The following is a 17,846-nucleotide window of genomic DNA, read 5'->3' on the forward strand; positions in this document are numbered from 1 at the left end:
AATTTATTCTAAGCGCTTATTTACCGGAAACTTTGCAGCTAACCGGGAAATGTCATCAATAAAGTCGGCAAATTCTTTTTCCCAAACTTTACAATCGTCTGCCGTGTATTTATATAATCCAATCTGGTTATATATTCCTCTCCCCTTTTGATTGACAATTTCTTCCATAATTTTTGGAACATGCGTTATCTGACTTAAATTAGGAAGAAGGTTTTGTATGATAACAGCCTTATTTTTCAGCCCTTCGTAACCCATTCTCTTAAATATACCCATATAGGTTATCCACGATCCAACATCATATTTAAAGGCCTTATCAGTATCTTCTTTTTTTGCCTCCCCACTTTCTATTAAATCTAAACCTTCTCTATACACTGCATACATTAATCTATTGGTAATAAAACCACGGATATCTTTCCTTAAAAGCGTTGGTTCTTTTCCCCATTCATGAGCTGCCTGATAAACAACTTCTGCTTTTGTCACATCTGTTTTATCGCCACAGGTAATTTCTAAGAACCTAGTGGAATAGGCTGGCTCTGCCCAATGAATCCCCATAAACCTTGCTGGATTCGGAACTAGTTTCTGTAATACACTAATAGGAATTGCCGAAGTGTTACTAGCTATGATAGCTTCGGGGTGAATGTATTGTGCTATTTGATCATAAACAATCTTCTTTATTTCTATTTGCTCTATCACACATTCTAAAGCCAACAAGCAATTAGATAAGTCAGCATAATTTTCGGAAACAGTTAACTTAGATAAATAAGTTTCTTCATCTTCTATCAACCTCGATTGAGCACATATAGCTAATAACTCTTTTACTCTTGATTTCCCCGATTCGGCTTCATTAGGAATTGGCGCTATAGCTTTTACATGATAGCCAGATATTAATAGGGAAGTAATAATACTACTTCCCATTAAGCCCAAACCTATTATCCCTATTTCACTATCCGGCTGATTTAAAAGATTGATATTCATATTGATTTACTTTTTTAAAGCCACAATACAATCAATCTCTACTTTAAGGTTTTCTGCCATTACAGACTGAACCGTGGTTCTGGCTGGCCTTACTCCCGGAAAGAACGAAGCATACACTTCATTAAATTTATCAAAGTCGGCAATATCAGCTAAATGAACTGTAGATTTCACCACATCTTCCATTGTAGCACCTGCAGCAGTAATTATAGCTTTAATATTTTCTAAAGTTAACCGGGTTTCATGCTCTACAGTACCTAAATTAAATTTAGAAGTTTTAAAATCAATAGCAGCCTGACCACTGATAAACAAAAAACCATTAGCTATTACTGCATCCGAATATGCTCCTGTTGTAAACTTCTCATTCCTGTCTGGATGAATAACTTTTATTTTTGCCATATTGAATTGATTATTTGATACTCAAGATTACAGTTTATTAACAGTTTATTCTAATAATCAACATTATAAATCAATGAAAACGTTCTCGAAACACAACTATATCACAAACAGTCTGATTAAGAAATTTTCCGAGAACGCTTCCGTTAATTTTTCATTCTATTAAGTTCATATCCACATCAGAAAAATGTAATCTTGCCTAAGCATATTAACAGAATAACCCTATAACCTAACTGATAAAATAGTGAAGTACAAAATATTGTTTAATCTCAATTTGATTAATTAGGAGTCCAATAATCTATAATAAGAAACTGCTTAACCTAAAAATTACAGACACATGTATTTACAATCTCAACAAATTAAACTCATTATCAGAAAAACATGTTGTTTATTTTTTATCATCATATTCATTTCAGATTATATTCATGGTCAAACATCTTTTAAGCTCGACATTCATACCACGCTTTTAGCTACATTTGATAAATCATCACATTTAGCCGATTATGCCAATGGCTGGAATCAATTTGGCGGCGGCGGGTATAAAACAACCACAGGATATTATGGAAACGCAGTAGACTTACGAGACCTTGGCTTAGAAAAGGACTTCTGGAGTGTTGACAATGGCTTTCTACCTCATTTTACCCAATGGTTGTTCTGGCCTCGTGGAAATCTCGATTTCAGACAGGGAACGATGGAATTTTGGTTCAGCGGAATAACTAATACTACAGCCGATCTTCTTTTCTTTCAAAATAATCAACCTCTTAAGCCCCAATTTGACAGCAGTTACCAACCTTCAGGACTGGGCCCTTCAGAAGAAATGCGTCTTGCGGTTGCACAAGGTAAACTTAAAAGTGTAAAACCCTCTATACGAATAAATTCAAAAAGATTAACATGGGTATTGGTAAGTGTTAAAGGCAAACAATTTCAAGGACAAGTAGATTTCCTTAAAACAGACAACTTCAAAAGAGAACTAAGAGCAAATGAGTGGCATCATTTCACCTTACAATGGTCTCCTGAAGGTATTGCCATTTATATTGATGGCAGACTCGCAGGAAGTCAGGTTTTAGAAAATGACGGACTTGCTTTGACCGCACAACCTAACCGGGCTTTGGCTATGAATGGATTCATCATGGACGAATTACGCATTTCAGACATTCCTCGTTATGGAGATGAATTTGAACCTTTATGGGTAAATAGCCACCGAAATAAAGACGCGTTCCCTGGCAGTAAAAAGATCAATCCCATTGAGTTTAAAAAGCATATCCCCGCAACTAAACCACTTTATTTAACCAATAATACAGCAACTAAACAAAGAACTGAGAAACTGGATAAATGGAAGCTGGAATTTGATGAAAAATCCGGTTACCTGCTTGGTATAGAAAAAGATACCATCAAATTAACAACTGTAAATGCTATATCCGGTCTTACATTATGGCAGGGTATAGAACGTAGAGTATTAAATACACCAAAAGTACAGGATACTTGGAAATCAGCAAATAATAATATTAGCTTCACTCAATTATGGCCTACAAACCTCATCACAAAAAACCACCTATATATTGGTAAAAATGGAGAAATAATATGGGATATATCTTTTATTAATAAAGGAAAAGAAAATCTATGGCTCGAAGCGCTGTTGGCATTACCAGTAACAGATGTAAAAGATTTCTTCGACATGTCATGGATACAAAATCAACTAGATTATCCTCGTCGAAGAGACGAATACGTACATTCTTTACCTATGATAGCAACGTCTAATCTTCAACAAGGTTTAGGTCTGGGACTAAATCCACGACAGGGATACAGTGCCTTAATGGGAGAATGGTTACCTTTAGAAAACAGTAAAAGAGCTATTATAAGACAGGGAACTAGAGTGGTACTTACTCCTGGTGAAACTCAACAACTAAGTTTCATTATCTTTAATTTTTCCGGGGAATTTGGTATAAAAGATGCTCTGGATACTTATTATGACTTGTTTCCTGATCTCTACAAACAAGATACTTTAGCATCAAAATATAGCTACATGGGTACATCTCAACATTTTAAACACGTACATGTCCCTGATCTCGCTAGACAATACTATGTTGGTAACCAATGGGGACACATGCCTTATCATACCGTAGGTGATTTTCTGGGGACAGAAAGATACTGGGGGCGAGAAGACCTAAGAAATGACATGGGCTATCAACATGCTCTCAGAAATCAAAAAGTATATAAATCTATTGCCAACATGAGAAATGAATTTATAAAGCGTAGCAAATACTCTTTTGACAATTATTATACACCAATCCGCCCGCATGATGAACCCAACTCAACCGCAACTTTTATTGTTGACGATCTTATGCCTGGAACCGATTTCCCGGACGATCCACTTACAGCAGGGCAATATTATTGGCCTCATAAATTACTGGTAAACGAATATAATACCCCATTAGGCAAAAAGTTTAAAGAAGACCAAAGGGAAATGATACAGCTAACAGGAAATTATACACCTGGACTGATAAATGATCTCTCTCAACTATCTGGTTTCAGATTTACTGATACAGAATCAAGAAGAAGCACTGGTAGGGCATTCTCTGCTGACCGTGGAGAATATTTAGTAGCTGCATTTGGTCATATAGACCGATACAAAATGATTCAGAAGATTTTCACAAATGGTAATAGACATTCTATGTGGTCTGATTATGGTGGCACATCGTACATGTTAAGTGCTTACTCTGATGCAAACGCAATAGAGTCGGGAGAATGGTTTTACAGTCTAGGTGGTTTAAAAACTGGTCTCGAAGTGGGCAGAAATCTTCTTGGAGAAAAACCAATGGCTTTACTAACAAGCTATGGGCTTGATGAAATCGGACAGCGTTTCAAACCTTCTGACTTTACTCCTGCCCGATTACGTGATTATTATCGCTTCGGGTTTCGAAGAATTATGTTAGAAGCCCTTCAGGCAGGATTTTATGCCGACCCTACTATACTACATGGAAAACAATGGAACAGTGAAGTAAACCCCATATTGACAGAAAGTCTGGTAAATGGTAGAAAAGCTGTTTCAGGAGCCAAAACTAATAATGATTTATGGGTAATCCGAGGAGGGGAAAACCATAAAAGTATCCTTATTACTGGGAATAGCTCTGCCACGCCCCAATCATCGCCACTTAAAATATTTCATCAATATTTCGAACACGAAAAAAAGTACATATGGGTTCCTTACTTTGGTGGAGCTATTACCCAAAACATCAGTAAACATACGAACTTAATAGATAACATAACCGTTAAAGCTCACGATTTAGAAGCAGTTAAGCCTATTGCTGAATTAATAGATACCGAAGCAAAACAGATAAACGCCCACTGGGAAGGAAATGGTTTAAATATAAAAATAGTTATAACATTATCACCTGCATCGCCAGGAAAAATACGTATTCTATCTCCTGAAAACTATTATAAATTATCTTCAGTTTTTATGAATGGAAAAAAGATAGCCTTTGATACTGATTTCAGTTTCCCTGTAAATACAGGAAAATGTACAATAGAAGCTATGCTTACAAATACTGTTTTACTTTTTGATAATCAAACCTGGGAAAAAGTAGATTTAATTAGCCAAGGAAATCCAAATTTCTGTATCCTTTCTAATACGACAGATTATGATATGGGAACAGCATCTCAGTTAAATTTTTTCTTACAACAATATGATGAAGAAGATGGTATAGAAGGCAACCTTAAAGAAGCCTCCATATATCATAAAGAAAGCAGTATTAGTCCTAATTTTACGGGCTGGAGAATTGACACACGCCCCGATAATAAAGAAACAAAAACAAATGTGAATATAGATCAAAAGCTAAAACTCATCCATATAACAGGAAATACTTCTGGCGAGGTAAGGAGAGCTATGATGCTATTCATGCGATTGGTAGACAGAAAATATCCTCATATTGGCAGACATGTTCCACTTAGCATTAATCTCGAACGGGGTTGGGGAAGACCGACTAAAGAAAGTGGGAAAGCATGGAAAGAACTTTATAACCGAAGAACTAAAACTAAAAGTTTTTTCGAGAACTTCATCGATCAGGATTTTCTTTCTAAACCTATACTGGAAAAAGAACTGGAGTATCTGTATATCAATCAAAACAAGAATTTCGAAGAAAAATATCAATTAAGAACTGCTCCATATCTTTTTGAGCCCACATTTAACGACAATTTTATTTATGGCTATAAAGGGCATACTATTTCAAGAAGTAAATAATACTTTTATCAGGCAAAGCATAATCGCTGTATATTGAGTACCTCTGACATTCTAATACGATATATTTCAGGATCGACTATCAATACCGTTCGGTATCGATGACCTCAACCGCTCGGTATCGATGACCTCAATCGCTCGGTATCGACTGCTTATCCAAGTACTGATAACGAGATCGCTTCGCAAGCTCGCGATGACATACTATTTTTGTCATCGCAAAAAGAGTGAAGCAATCTCTAAAGTAACATCATTTATTCTATTGATGTCCCGATAAATCGGGGTCGCCCCTGAACATAAGCTTATAGGTTTTACCTGCTATTGCCTACAAATATTAACTATCAGCTTTTATTTTTCCTGCTGCCTTGAGATATATTCCGTTGGCATACAATCATAATACTGTTTAAAGGCTGTCGAAAAATAAGAGGGCGAATTAAAACCACACATATAAGCTACTTGTGCTACAGTGTATTGCTTGGTTTCCAACAGTTCTACTGCCTTTTTAAAACGTATACGCTTAATAAAGTCTGTAGCCGATTCGCCTGTTATTGCTTTTAGTTTTAAATATAGATTAGAGCGGCTCATCCCTATTTCTCTACTGAATTTATCTACCGAGAAATCAGAATCGCTAAGGTACTTTTCTATAATTGCAATGGCTTCTCTTAAAAACTCTTCGTCAAGGGTATTAAAGGCTATATTTTCGGGTACTATTTCTTTAGATTCTGAATAATACTCCCGCAGCCTTTTTCTTGATTTCAGTATGCTCTGTACTTTGGCCTGCAACAAACTCATCGAAAAAGGTTTTGTTACATAGTCATCCGCTCCAGCTTCTAATCCTTTAATCTGATGTTGTGTTTCGTTCTTTGCGGTTAATAGAATAACAGGGATATGACAGGTATTTATATTCTGCTTTACTCTTTTACATACTTGTATCCCATCTATTTCAGGCATCATTACGTCTGATATAATAAGATCAAAGTTGTTATTTTCCAGAATCTCCAGGGCCTGTTTTCCGTTATAAGCTACCGTTGTATTAAAGCTTTTACTAAAGTGAGAGTTCAGAAAATCTACAATTTCCTGGTTGTCGTCTATAATTAACAAATCTTCTTTGTTCTCCGGATCTGTAATTTCTTCAGCAATGGCTTCTTCTGATTCCTCTTCGGCCTCTATGGCATTTTCTACTACCAGGCTATAGACTTCTTTTATTTCATCGTCAATTAACCCGTCATCGGTAAACGGAATAGTTACAGTAAACGTAGTTCCTTCACCTTTTTTACTGTCTAAAGCAATGGATCCATGATGTAATTCGACCAATTTTTTGGTAAAGGCCAAACCTATCCCCGATCCTAAATTCATTTCCTGGTTATCTACCTGATAAAAACGTTCGAAAATACTGGCTTGTTCGCTATCGTCTATTCCTATCCCCGTATCTGATACTGTTATCACTACATCTTCGTTCTTTTTAGACAGGGTTATCTCTATGGTTCCCCCGTTCTGCGTATACTTAAATGCATTAGATAACAGATTAAAACATACTTTCTCTATCGCATCTCTGTCAAAATGAAAAGACAGCCTGCTTTCGGTAGATTTAAAGTTGTAACGGATATTGTTTTTCTCTGAAAGTACAATAAAGGAGCTATAAATGTCGTGTACAAAACTCACCATATCACCTTTACTTAGTTTCAGTTTTCTGGTTCCCGCTTCCGTTTTCCTGAATTCTAAAAGCTGATCTACCAAATGGAAAAGACGCTTGGTATTTAATAATATCAGTTCGTGATATTTTTTAAGTGTGCGTTCTGATACTTTACTGTTAACCAACTCTTCCAGAGGAGCTATAATTAAAGTTAATGGTGTTCTGAATTCATGAGAGATGTTAGTGAAAAAGTCGGTCTTCATTTTATTGATAGAATCTACTTTCTCCCTTTCCAGTCTTTCCAGATTTAATTTATTTGTAGTGATTTCCCGCTGCAAGCGTTCCAATTTTAACTGATGTAGAGTTCTTATCCTTTCGGTTATCACAGTATAAGCAACATAAATACCACCCAATGCAAGCACTGCTAAAATCAGGTAAAACCAGTCACTTTTCCACCATGGTGGTAAGATCTTTATTTTAATACTTCGCTCTTCGCTGGTTTCTCCAGAAGACCCTACTGCTTTAACATGGAAGGTATAGGTTCCTGCTTTAAGATTAGAATAAGTTGCTTTGGGTATATCTGTTGTTTGTTGCCAGTCGGTATCAAAACCTGCCAGCTTATAGTAATATTTAACTTTATTTGGCGACAGGTAATTAAAGGTATTAAAGTACAGGGTAAACTGCTTATAATCTTGTTTTAGCTTTAATACATCTTGTTTATCTATGTGTAATGTTAAAACATCATGGTTATCTCCGGCAAACACCCTCTTGTTAAGTACCTCTAAGTTGGTAAAGGTTAAATGTAAATCAAGCGGTTTTTGTACCACATCATTAGGATAGAAATAGGTTAATCCGTTGATACCTCCAAAAAGCAACATACCGTCAGAAGCCTTTGCAAAAGCCGATAGGTTAAACTGGTGGTTTTGCAAACCGTCCTTAATATCAAACCATTGTTTTTTATTGGTATCGGGACTAAACTTCACCAATCCCTTTGATATAGAAATCCATACATCACCTTTATCATCGGGTTGTATCCCGTAAATAATTCCCTTAATAAGATTACTGGAGTCTTTGTAAGCATAAAAGCGTTTTTCCTTTTCATTAAACAAGTTAAGCCCGTCTCTTGTACCTACCCAAATGCGTCCCTTCTTATCTTCGGCAATACAGGTAACCACATCATTGCTTAATGTTGATCCCTGAAATACTTCAAACACCTGCTGATCGGGTAAGAATATATTTATACCGTTAGTGGTTCCTACCCATATCCTATGTTTACTGTCTTCTTTCAAAAAAGTAACCTCGTCTGAAGACAGCCTTTTATTGTTCTTATCTAAGTAATAATGCGAGAAGGTTTGATTTTCTATGTTAAACTTATCTAAACCAGATCTGGTTCCTACCCAAATACGTCCTTCACTATCTTTTAGCAAGGCATAAACCATATTCCCGGCAATAGAGGTGGCATCTTCTTCTTTGTGCTTAAATACCGTTACATTCCCTGTTCTTTTGTTGAAATAGTTTAACCCTGAATTATGGGTTCCAATCAATACATTGCCTTGTTTATCAAATTCTATAGCTTTAATATTATTGGACGCTAATGAATTACCATCCAATTCCTTATGCGAATAATACTTGATAACGCCCTGTTTCCTATCCCAAAAATTCAAACCTTTATCATTGGTACCTATCCAGATATTCTTATCAGGATCTTCTTTGATAATATTTACAACCTGATCGTTAATAGATAGGTTTCCTGTATTCTGGTTCAGAAAGTTAAACTTGATATCGTCTTTATGGTAATAGCTTACACCTCCGTAAAAAGTACCCAGCCACATACCTCCCTGCTTATCCTGATAAATATACCTGACAGAGTTTTGTGCTATAGTGTAAGGAATGGTTGATTGGTGGTAATAATTCTGAAACTCGGTATTTCCCTTTTGTCTTACCGATAGTCCTTTAAAGGTTCCTATCCACAAATTCCCTTCATGATCCGTAGCAATACTTCTTACATCATTATCTGCAATACTGGTTTGGCTCCCCAAAACATGCTTAAAATGTTCGGTAGACTTTGCCTTGATGTTATATTTGAATAATCCGTTTCCTTCGGTGCCTGCCCAAATATCTGATTGATGGGTTAAGATGTAATTCACCTTGTTTTTCTCTGCAAATGGTAAGCGCTGTATCTTTTTTGCAGATGGGATGTACTGACAAACTCCCATATCTGTAGCTAATAGCAAGGTATTGTTCAGTATAGCTAAATGCCAGATGGCCGCAACATTATCTTTTAGATTATGGAAATCTATCTGTTCAAACTCGTCTTTATCCTTATTTAGTCTGTAAAGCTCTCCGGCACTGGTTGATAACCAGATTACCCCTGTCTGGTCCTGCACAATAGAAGTCACAAACCACTCGCCAGACCGTACTTCTAAAGCATAGTTCTTAAATGTTTCATTACTATAATTATAAGTACTTACCCCTTTGTTACCGCCAACCCAAAGTACTCCTTCTTTATCTACAAAGAGGCTTCGTATATAGCTTGATTTTAGCGACTTATTATCTGATTTAGAACTTCTGTAAACAGAGAAAGCATCTCCGTCATACCTGTTTAAACCATCTTGTGTTCCAAACCAAATAAACCCTAACCGATCCTGAACGATAGTATAGACTGTACTTTGCGAAAGTCCCTGTTCTATTGATATGGTTCTGAAATGTCTTTTATTATTTAACGACTGTGCGCTAATAATTAATGGATTTATCAATAATACTGCGACACCTATAAGCCATAGCACTGTTTTGTGTAGCCTTGCATTCATCTCTAACAATTTAATATGGTGCGTATATAAAGTTTTTAGAAGGGTGCAGTATACAGCACTGTTCCAAAAATAAAAACATTATCATTTCTATGAGCACAGCGAAGAGAAATCTTCTTCCTAAGTACTCCTGAAACAAGTCCCTTCCCAAAAGCTTTGGGGATCTGGGATGACAAGGTTCTTTTGATACAGTCCCTTTTCTTTACATTTTCAGGAAAAGAATCAATCTTATCTTTGAATATCCGCAGATAAGATTGATCTATATTTATTATCCTGTTGTCTACTCTGCTAAAGCTTCTAAATGCTTTATAAGCTTGAAGATAACTATAAACACAGAAACTTTAATTATTTTATCGTCCTGTATCTAAATTTGTTACATTAGGACGCTCATCTACAACCTCTTGTATTTTTCCTTTCTCTACTAAAACAGAACTTCCTGATATGGTACGTGGCACCAGGTTTTTACCCGATTTAACCTCGCTTGAGCCATAGTTAAACAAGCTTTTTTGATCTGATGACACGACCTGTAAAAAAGGTTCTTTCCCTGTTTCTAAATTTGCAGATATGGTCCACCCTCCTATTTGTACCTGTTGCATATTGTTTTTCAGAACAGCTTGTTTTATAGGCTGCAACTGCTTCTCCTGTATTTGGATAACAGTCAGAAAACGCTGCTTTATGGTTGGTTGCGATGTAATTCCGGCATGCCATTGCTCGCTAAACTCAATAATATTACCTTCATCATCTGTTTTACCTTTCCAGTTTTTTGCAGGAAAGTTATATTGATCATGAATATTAATACTAGCTGTACTGCTAGAAAACACAGTAACATTAGACTTTACAAAGTCTGCCTGTAAATCAAAGGTTTTACTTTTTTGCCCCGCAGCAGAAACATGAGTTAACTGGAAGGGGCTATGCATTTGAGAAGTCCATTTAATTGGTTTTACAGATTCCAGTTCATCATAAACCACCACATAATTACTGTCTAACTGCAATACGTGACGCCTGAATTTCTTCACTCCTGCATCTCCATAACCGCTTTCTTTATCTGCTTTGATGCCTATCTGGGTAAATCTGTCTAACCAAAAGTCAGTCGTCAGGTTTCCATAAGCATTGGAGGCATCGCCCAAAGCATACTGAATACGGTTACCGGTTATAAAACGTGGAATCCAGCCGTAACCATCCTCTCCTAATCTTTGGCTTAAACTATCTGCCAGTATGGTGCAATGCCCTCTTGACGAACGATAGTCCAGTAGATTGTGTGCATCACTAAAATTACTGTAAAAGCCTGTTCCTCCGTAAACTTTCTTCCCTTTATAATTAATGGTGATGGCATTTTGTGCCGCATGTGCATGTCCCGCTACACCATAAGGATTTGACGTTAAAAATACAGTAGTATTTCTAGCGGTGTTTACCAGATCCGAATGCATGGCCACTAAACCAATATCTCTGAAATCTCTTGATTTGGGTAAATCTGATGGCACTTTTGATGCCGACATAACCTTATCTCCCTTATAGTTTAACAGTCTAAACAATAAGAAATCATCATTTGCCCTGAAGAAATCAGGATAGAGCTTTCTTATTTCGTGAGCATACCACGTTAAATAGGGATTATTGATTTTGGTAGATAATGCATCGGCAAATAATCCATGATTTCTAACTATATCCTTTAAATTCTCATGCATATCGCCCTGCGATACTGAGGTTGATTTTATAGGGTAAGAGTATAGGATATAATAGGCCAGATTGTTCATCCATTCTTCTTCGTAATAGTTCCTGCCCGATAAGTCTCCAAACAGCATTGGCAAGTAAATAAGGGTTTTATAATGCACCCTAAAATAACCGTTACCTTCATGCCAGCCACCATCTGTAGATGCTAACACCGGAAACCTGGCGTTCCAGACTTCATAAACATACGTTAACCATTCGTTAGCTTCCGGAACATCATTCGCCACAGCCAACGCAGCAATAGAGAAATTTCTCAGGATATGTTGCCAAACGTGATTATCGCACATTTGCAGTTCGAAACGGTTTGGCAATCCTTTATAAATCATCTGTCCACGTACCGCAATAGCATTCTTCAGTAACTGTTTCTCAGAATCTTTAAGAAAGCTGAACCCCATATCGTACAAGGTTGCTAAACCTTCTACAATATTGCCATTATTAAAATCGTCTCGTGTGGCATAACCTTCAGGATCCATTTTTGCTACATGAACGCCTTGCTTAATCGCCTCATCCATAAAAGCCCTCTCTTTGGTAAGATAATAAGCCAATACCAAATCTTTTATAGGGTTAGCAACCTTATTTCCAAAACCATGATACATGAACTCTATCATCTGTTTCTTTTGAAGAGCGTTCATTCCTGTAGTATCTCTTGGTCTGGTAGGCTTTTCTTCAGGTAAGGTTTTCCCTAACTGTTTACGCATAGCAGCTACAAAAGCTTTAGCTTCAGGATTATTTTTATTATTGCCATAAAAGGTCTCGGCATTTTTATTTAATGACCAAAGCCGGGGATGCTGCTGACCTTTAAGGTTTTCCAAAACTTGAAGGTTTTCCAAAACTTGCTTGGGCGACGGCGAACTAATGCTATTCTGACTTCTTTCTACTATAAAACTGTTTGTTTCTGACCACTGCCATTTATCTATAGGATTATCCGTTTTATAAGCATATTTCCAATACCACTTTCCCTCCTTAACGTTTTGATGTATAGGATATACTGCCCAGCGTTGTTCATCGCCGACAATTACATTTTGGGTAAAACCAGCATCGGTAGCCATCATTATTTTATAGGCTATATTTTTACCGGGTGTAGATGGCCAGAGCAAACACACTGAATTTGCCGGAACTTTAACATCCTTTACAGGATATGCCCATTCCCTAACCCGTGGATGTAACATAGCTACATCTATTGTTTTAACCGCTTGTGTATCGGGTTTAGCAAATAGCAATTGTGACGATACTAACAGGGATATTAACATATATTTTAAAGTCTAAAATTAAAACTTCTTGAAACCATTAACCTATAACTCACTACCTAAAACCTATAACTTTGAACTTATAACTTACAACTCTGAACCTATAACTTCAAACTCACTACTACTTGCCACTATTAAAGGTATCATTGTTTTCACGCGCCCATTTTTTCATATAAGCTCGCATGCCATTCAATGTCTTTTTGTATTTGGTTTGTACTGCCAGATTATTGGTTTCTCCCGGGTCCACAGTTAAATCAAACAATTGTTCTCTTAAATCGCCTTTATCGTATGCAATATATTTATACTGATGGGTGATAATAGCTCTTCCTTTAATTCCCAGTAAACGGGTATTATCGGCAAAATCAGTTTCTATTACTAAGGTATCTCTCAGCTTTGTTCCTGGTTTTTCTATAACTTGCTTTATATCTACACCACTTTTAAGGTAAGAAGGTGTTTTTATCCCTGCAAAAGAACAAATGGTTGGCATAATATCTATACCATTACAAATAAGGTTATTATCTGTTTTTTCTTTCCACTGACCTATTTTAGACACGATAAATGGAACTTTTGCCGATTCCTGATACAAAACTTGTTTCTGGTTCCATTGGTGTGCTGCATAACCATCTCCGTGGTCACTGGTAAATATGATGATTGTATTATCTTCTAAGCCATATTTTTTTAAACCTGCCAACACCATCCCGATATAGTTATCTACTTTTTCTACCAATTGATTGTAAGCCCATCTGTATTGTCTCCACTTATCGGCATCCCATTGAGTTGATGGATAAGTTTTCGTATTTACTTTCTGTTGCTCTCTTATAATCAAAGGCTCATTAGGTGCTATTCTCCAGTTAGCAGGCAATAAAGGGCATTGCTCTGGTGGCGGAGGGGTACCTATGAAATCCATTTTTAATTGATCGTTTCTGGCCCATTCGCATATATCATGCGGATTTAAAAAAGAAGCTACCAACAAGAATGGGTCGTTCTTATGCTCTTTCATGAAACGGGCACAAAATGATGGATTCGCCGCATCCAGAAAATCACCTGGAGCTGTATTTTGGATATAATCAAATCCGTGTTGAGATATCTTGGTTGTAGGGATTGGTAAATGCCATTTCCCAACATAACCGGTTTTATAACCTGCGTCTTTAAAGATTTTCCCCATCACCAATAAAGAGTCTGGCCAAAGTCCGTCTCTTTCTTCTACATTTCCGGTAAAACCCGTATGAATAGGTCTTTGTCCGCTAAAAATAGAAATACGCGAAGGCGTACACAAAGGTTGTACACAATAGGCCTCTGTAAATCTCGTTCCGTTTTGAGCTAAGAAATCAATTGACGGGGTTTTTAAATCCTTATTTCCGGCAATACTCATAGCATCAGCAGTATGCTGATCGGTCATAATAATTAATATATTGGGCCTGTCCTGTCTTTTAGACTGTCCAAATACTGTCATTGCTGACAATACCCCTGCTAGCGCCGTTATTAATATTTTTTTCATTGAGTGTTTAATTTGGTATTTCTATGGTTCTTATAAACAGAATCTCCGTATTACCTTTTCTCATTAAGGAGATTGGATAACCACGGAGATTTCTGCAAGATATTATGTTATAAAATGTTAGTGTTGTCAACGATAAAACATTCTATCGATTGTCATCCTAAGGGCTCAGCCTGACATAACACTAATACAAATTTTTATTTCAAATAGTTATACATGGTATCTAGCCCAAACTCCTTGATTGCTTCTTTACTTGGTTTTGGTGTTTTATCTATTTCGCTAAAATAATCTGTACTGTCCCAAATAATTTTCCCTCCGGTTTCTCTTGGGTCTTTGGTTGCTTTCAGATAATCTACCATTTTTTTAGCCAGATCTTCTTTTACACTTTTATATTTTGGATCGTACGCTAAGTTGTGTAACTGATCCGGATCGTTAGCTACATCAAAAAGTTCCTCTGCCGGACGTTTTGCAAAAGCCAACTGGTAAGCTTGTTTGGCAATTGGCTCATCTTTATGCTTTAAAATAAAGAATTTTGCCGGTCCTGGATAGTTTAACATATACGGATCCACATCTCCATAAAGTGGAGGATCTCCTGCCGGCCATCTTGAAGGCTCATAGTTTTTAATATACAAGAAATCTTTACTGCGTAATGCTCTGCCCGGATAGCCCAAACCTTCTTGTCTTACAAAAGCATGTCTTTCTCTACCCAACACCACAAACTCTCTCGAATCTTTATATTCTGTTCCTTTTTCTACCATTGGCAATAAACTTTTACCAGTCATAGCAACAGGAACTTCTGCTTGTGCCGCTGTTAAAAATGTTGGAGCTAAATCCAATAGCGTTACCAACTCGTCTGTAACTTCATTGGTTTTAAATTTCTCGGGCCATGAAATTACCAAAGGAACTCTTGTACCAAAATCATAAAGATTGGCCAAACCTCTTGGCATTTGCCATCCGTTATCGCTACATACAACTACAATAGTGTTTTCTAATTGTCCGGTATCTTTCAATTGCTGCATAATTTCACCAACTTCCTGATCAAAGGTTTCAATAGCGGCATAATAATCTGCAATATCTATACGCACATCTTTAGTATCTGGCAAATAAGCAGGTACTTTAATTTTATTGATATCAACGCCCGCTTTTTCTCCTGAACCTACTTCATACGGACGGTGCGGATGTAAACTGTTAAACCAGTAGCTCCATGGCTCACCTGCTTTTCTGTCCTTTATAAATTCTGCAAAGTTGGCGTATTTGTCTCCGCCCGGATTACGCTTTCTGCCATTGGCTTCATAGCTTCCCGGTCCCCAACCTTTTCCATCGTAACCTACGCGGTAACCTGCTTTTTCCAGTAAATCTGGCAAAATCTCATATTTAGTAGGCAATATCCCCCAAAGGTTAGCACCTTCTTCTATTCTCCAGATATCCTGCCCGGTAAGCATGGCTGCTCTGGCCGGCGTACATGATGGTGAGTTACAATAAGCATTGGTAAAACGTACCCCTTCTCTAGCTATTTTATCAATATTTGGAGTTCTTACTACGCTATCTCCGTAGATCCCAACATGATTCCATGATTGGTTATCAGACATTAACAAAAGAATATTAGGTCTCTCCTGTTTTTGTTCTGATTTACATGCAGCCAGAAATACTACTGCGGCTACACAAAGGTTTCTGATATATGTTATTTTATTCATAATAAATTTATTGTTCTGTTGGATTGGTGTCTTTATATTGCTTTTGCAGTTTTTTCATTTTACCATGCATCATAGCTGCCACTTTCGCATAGCCAGGGTCATTATAAACATTGTTCATTTCTTTAGGGTCTTTTGCCAAATCATACAATTCCCACTCATCAATATCATTATAGAAATGAATCAGCTTGTAACGGTCTGTTCTTACGCCATAATGTCTTTTAACCATGTGCCAGCTCGGATATTCGTAATAATGATAGTAAACGGCATCTCTCCATTTTGCCAGTACCTTTCCTTCATTATCAATAATGGGTTTTAAAGATTTACCCTGCATATCTTTCGGAATTTTCACTCCTGCATAATCCAATAAAGTTGGTGCAAAATCCAGATTCATTGCCAAAGCATCCGAAACTATGCCTTGTTTTATAGCTTTCGGATATCTGATTAATAAAGGTGTTCTCAGACACTCTTCGTACATCATCCTTTTATCAAAAAAGCCATGTTCTCCTAAAAAGAATCCCTGGTCTGAAGTGTAAACAATAATTGTATTATCTAATTCGCCCTCTTTTTCCAGATAATCAAACAAACGACCTACGTTTTCATCAACGGCAACTACACAAGCCAGATAATCTTTCATGTATTGCTGGTATTTCCATTTCGTCAGCTCATCCCCTTTTAGGTTAAGTCTTTTATATTCTGCTACACGTTTATCATAAACTTTAGTCCATGCAGCTTTTTCTTGCGGAGTCATTCTGTCGAAAACCTCGAAAAAGCGTTGCTCATCTAAGGTTTTATCATTTGCATGAGTAAAATCATCGTCCTTTGCATCCACAAAATTGGCTCTTGGTAATTTTGCAATGGAATCTAAATCTTTGGATGATGCCAGTTTTAAATCCCAGGCATCCCACATATCTTTAGAAATGTTCATCAGCTGTTCTTTTGCTGCTCTTCCACGATTGCTGTAATCGTCCAAAAGGTTAGAGGGTTCTTCAAAAGTGCTGTTATCAAACATCCCTAAATGACGTTGTGCCGGTAACCAGTTTCTATGTGGCGCTTTTTGCTGATAAATCAGTAAAAATGGCTTTTCTTTATCTCTGGAGTTTAGATAGTTTATAGCCTTATCGGTTACCACATCTGTAACATATCCTTTCTCCTGTATATGTTTGCCATTTTCAATAAATGTTGGTTGATAATATTCGCCCTGATTTGGAAGAATACTGTAATAATCGAAACCCATTGGAGTAGATCCCAAGTGCCACTTACCAATCATTGCTGTCTGGTATCCTGCTTTTTTCAATAGCTGAGGATAAATAACCTGTGTACTATCAAAAACCTTAGCATTGTCTGTTAAACCATTAATGTGATTGTACTTTCCGGTAAGTATGGTTGCTCTTGATGGACCGCAAACTGCATTGGTTACAAAGCAATTGTTAAACTTTATACCTTCATTAGCCAGTCTATCCAAGTTTGGAGTGGATATAAACCTTTTGTCGTAGGCACTTAACGCTTGCGTAGTATGGTCGTCTGTCATGATAAAGATAATGTTCAACTTTTTATCTTTGGACGGTTCTACTTTTGCCAATGCACTTGCACTAACAAGCGCACTTAAAAAAACGGAAGTAATCTTCTTAAAATTAATTTTCATTTCA

8 protein-coding genes are annotated in these 17,846 nt (G+C 36.9%); 1 reads left to right on the forward strand and 7 read right to left on the reverse strand.

Annotated elements, in window-relative coordinates:
- Window positions 1–3 precede the first annotated feature (3 nt).
- Together ACFSAH_RS15585 and ACFSAH_RS15590 are read right to left on the reverse strand one after the other, a co-directional pair.
- Entirely contained in the window at window positions 4–975 is a 972-nt protein-coding gene (locus tag ACFSAH_RS15585; protein ID WP_379663667.1) for a 3-hydroxyacyl-CoA dehydrogenase family protein, read from the reverse strand.
- Window positions 976–981: 6 nt separating this feature from the next.
- Window positions 982–1,371: a RidA family protein gene (locus tag ACFSAH_RS15590; protein WP_379663668.1), complete on the reverse strand. Its 390-nt coding sequence runs from the start codon at window positions 1,369–1,371 to the stop codon at window positions 982–984.
- Between the two features lie 334 nt (window positions 1,372–1,705).
- Here ACFSAH_RS15590 and ACFSAH_RS15595 point away from each other — a divergent pair, with 334 nt between their 5' ends.
- Window positions 1,706–5,605, forward strand: a complete 3,900-nt coding sequence (locus tag ACFSAH_RS15595; protein WP_379663669.1) for a hypothetical protein — start codon at window positions 1,706–1,708, stop codon at window positions 5,603–5,605.
- A gap of 342 nt (window positions 5,606–5,947) precedes the next feature.
- On the opposite strand, the gene ACFSAH_RS15600 is transcribed toward ACFSAH_RS15595, so the two are convergent.
- The 5 genes from ACFSAH_RS15600 to ACFSAH_RS15620 form a co-directional block, all read right to left on the reverse strand.
- On the reverse strand, window positions 5,948–10,042 hold the full coding sequence (locus tag ACFSAH_RS15600; RefSeq protein ID WP_379663670.1) for a two-component regulator propeller domain-containing protein: 4,095 nt from the start codon (window positions 10,040–10,042) through the stop codon (window positions 5,948–5,950).
- Window positions 10,043–10,389: 347 nt separating this feature from the next.
- Complete coding sequence (locus ACFSAH_RS15605; protein ID WP_379663671.1) at window positions 10,390–13,014, reverse strand: DUF4962 domain-containing protein; 2,625 nt, start codon at window positions 13,012–13,014, stop codon at window positions 10,390–10,392.
- 118 nt (window positions 13,015–13,132) lie between these two features.
- Window positions 13,133–14,509 (reverse strand): sulfatase family protein, encoded by a 1,377-nt coding sequence (locus tag ACFSAH_RS15610; RefSeq protein WP_379663672.1) that lies wholly within the window; start codon window positions 14,507–14,509, stop codon window positions 13,133–13,135.
- Between the two features lie 194 nt (window positions 14,510–14,703).
- The gene (locus ACFSAH_RS15615) at window positions 14,704–16,200 is read right to left on the reverse strand and encodes a sulfatase family protein (protein WP_379663673.1); all 1,497 of its coding nucleotides are present in this window, start codon (window positions 16,198–16,200) and stop codon (window positions 14,704–14,706) included.
- Between the two features lie 7 nt (window positions 16,201–16,207).
- A complete protein-coding gene (locus tag ACFSAH_RS15620) occupies window positions 16,208–17,842 on the reverse strand; it encodes a sulfatase family protein (RefSeq protein ID WP_379663674.1) in 1,635 nt (544 codons plus the stop codon).
- Window positions 17,843–17,846 lie beyond the last annotated feature (4 nt).

The organism is Pseudopedobacter beijingensis, from assembly GCF_042678145.1.
Classification (GTDB): domain Bacteria; phylum Bacteroidota; class Bacteroidia; order Sphingobacteriales; family Sphingobacteriaceae; genus Pseudopedobacter; species Pseudopedobacter beijingensis.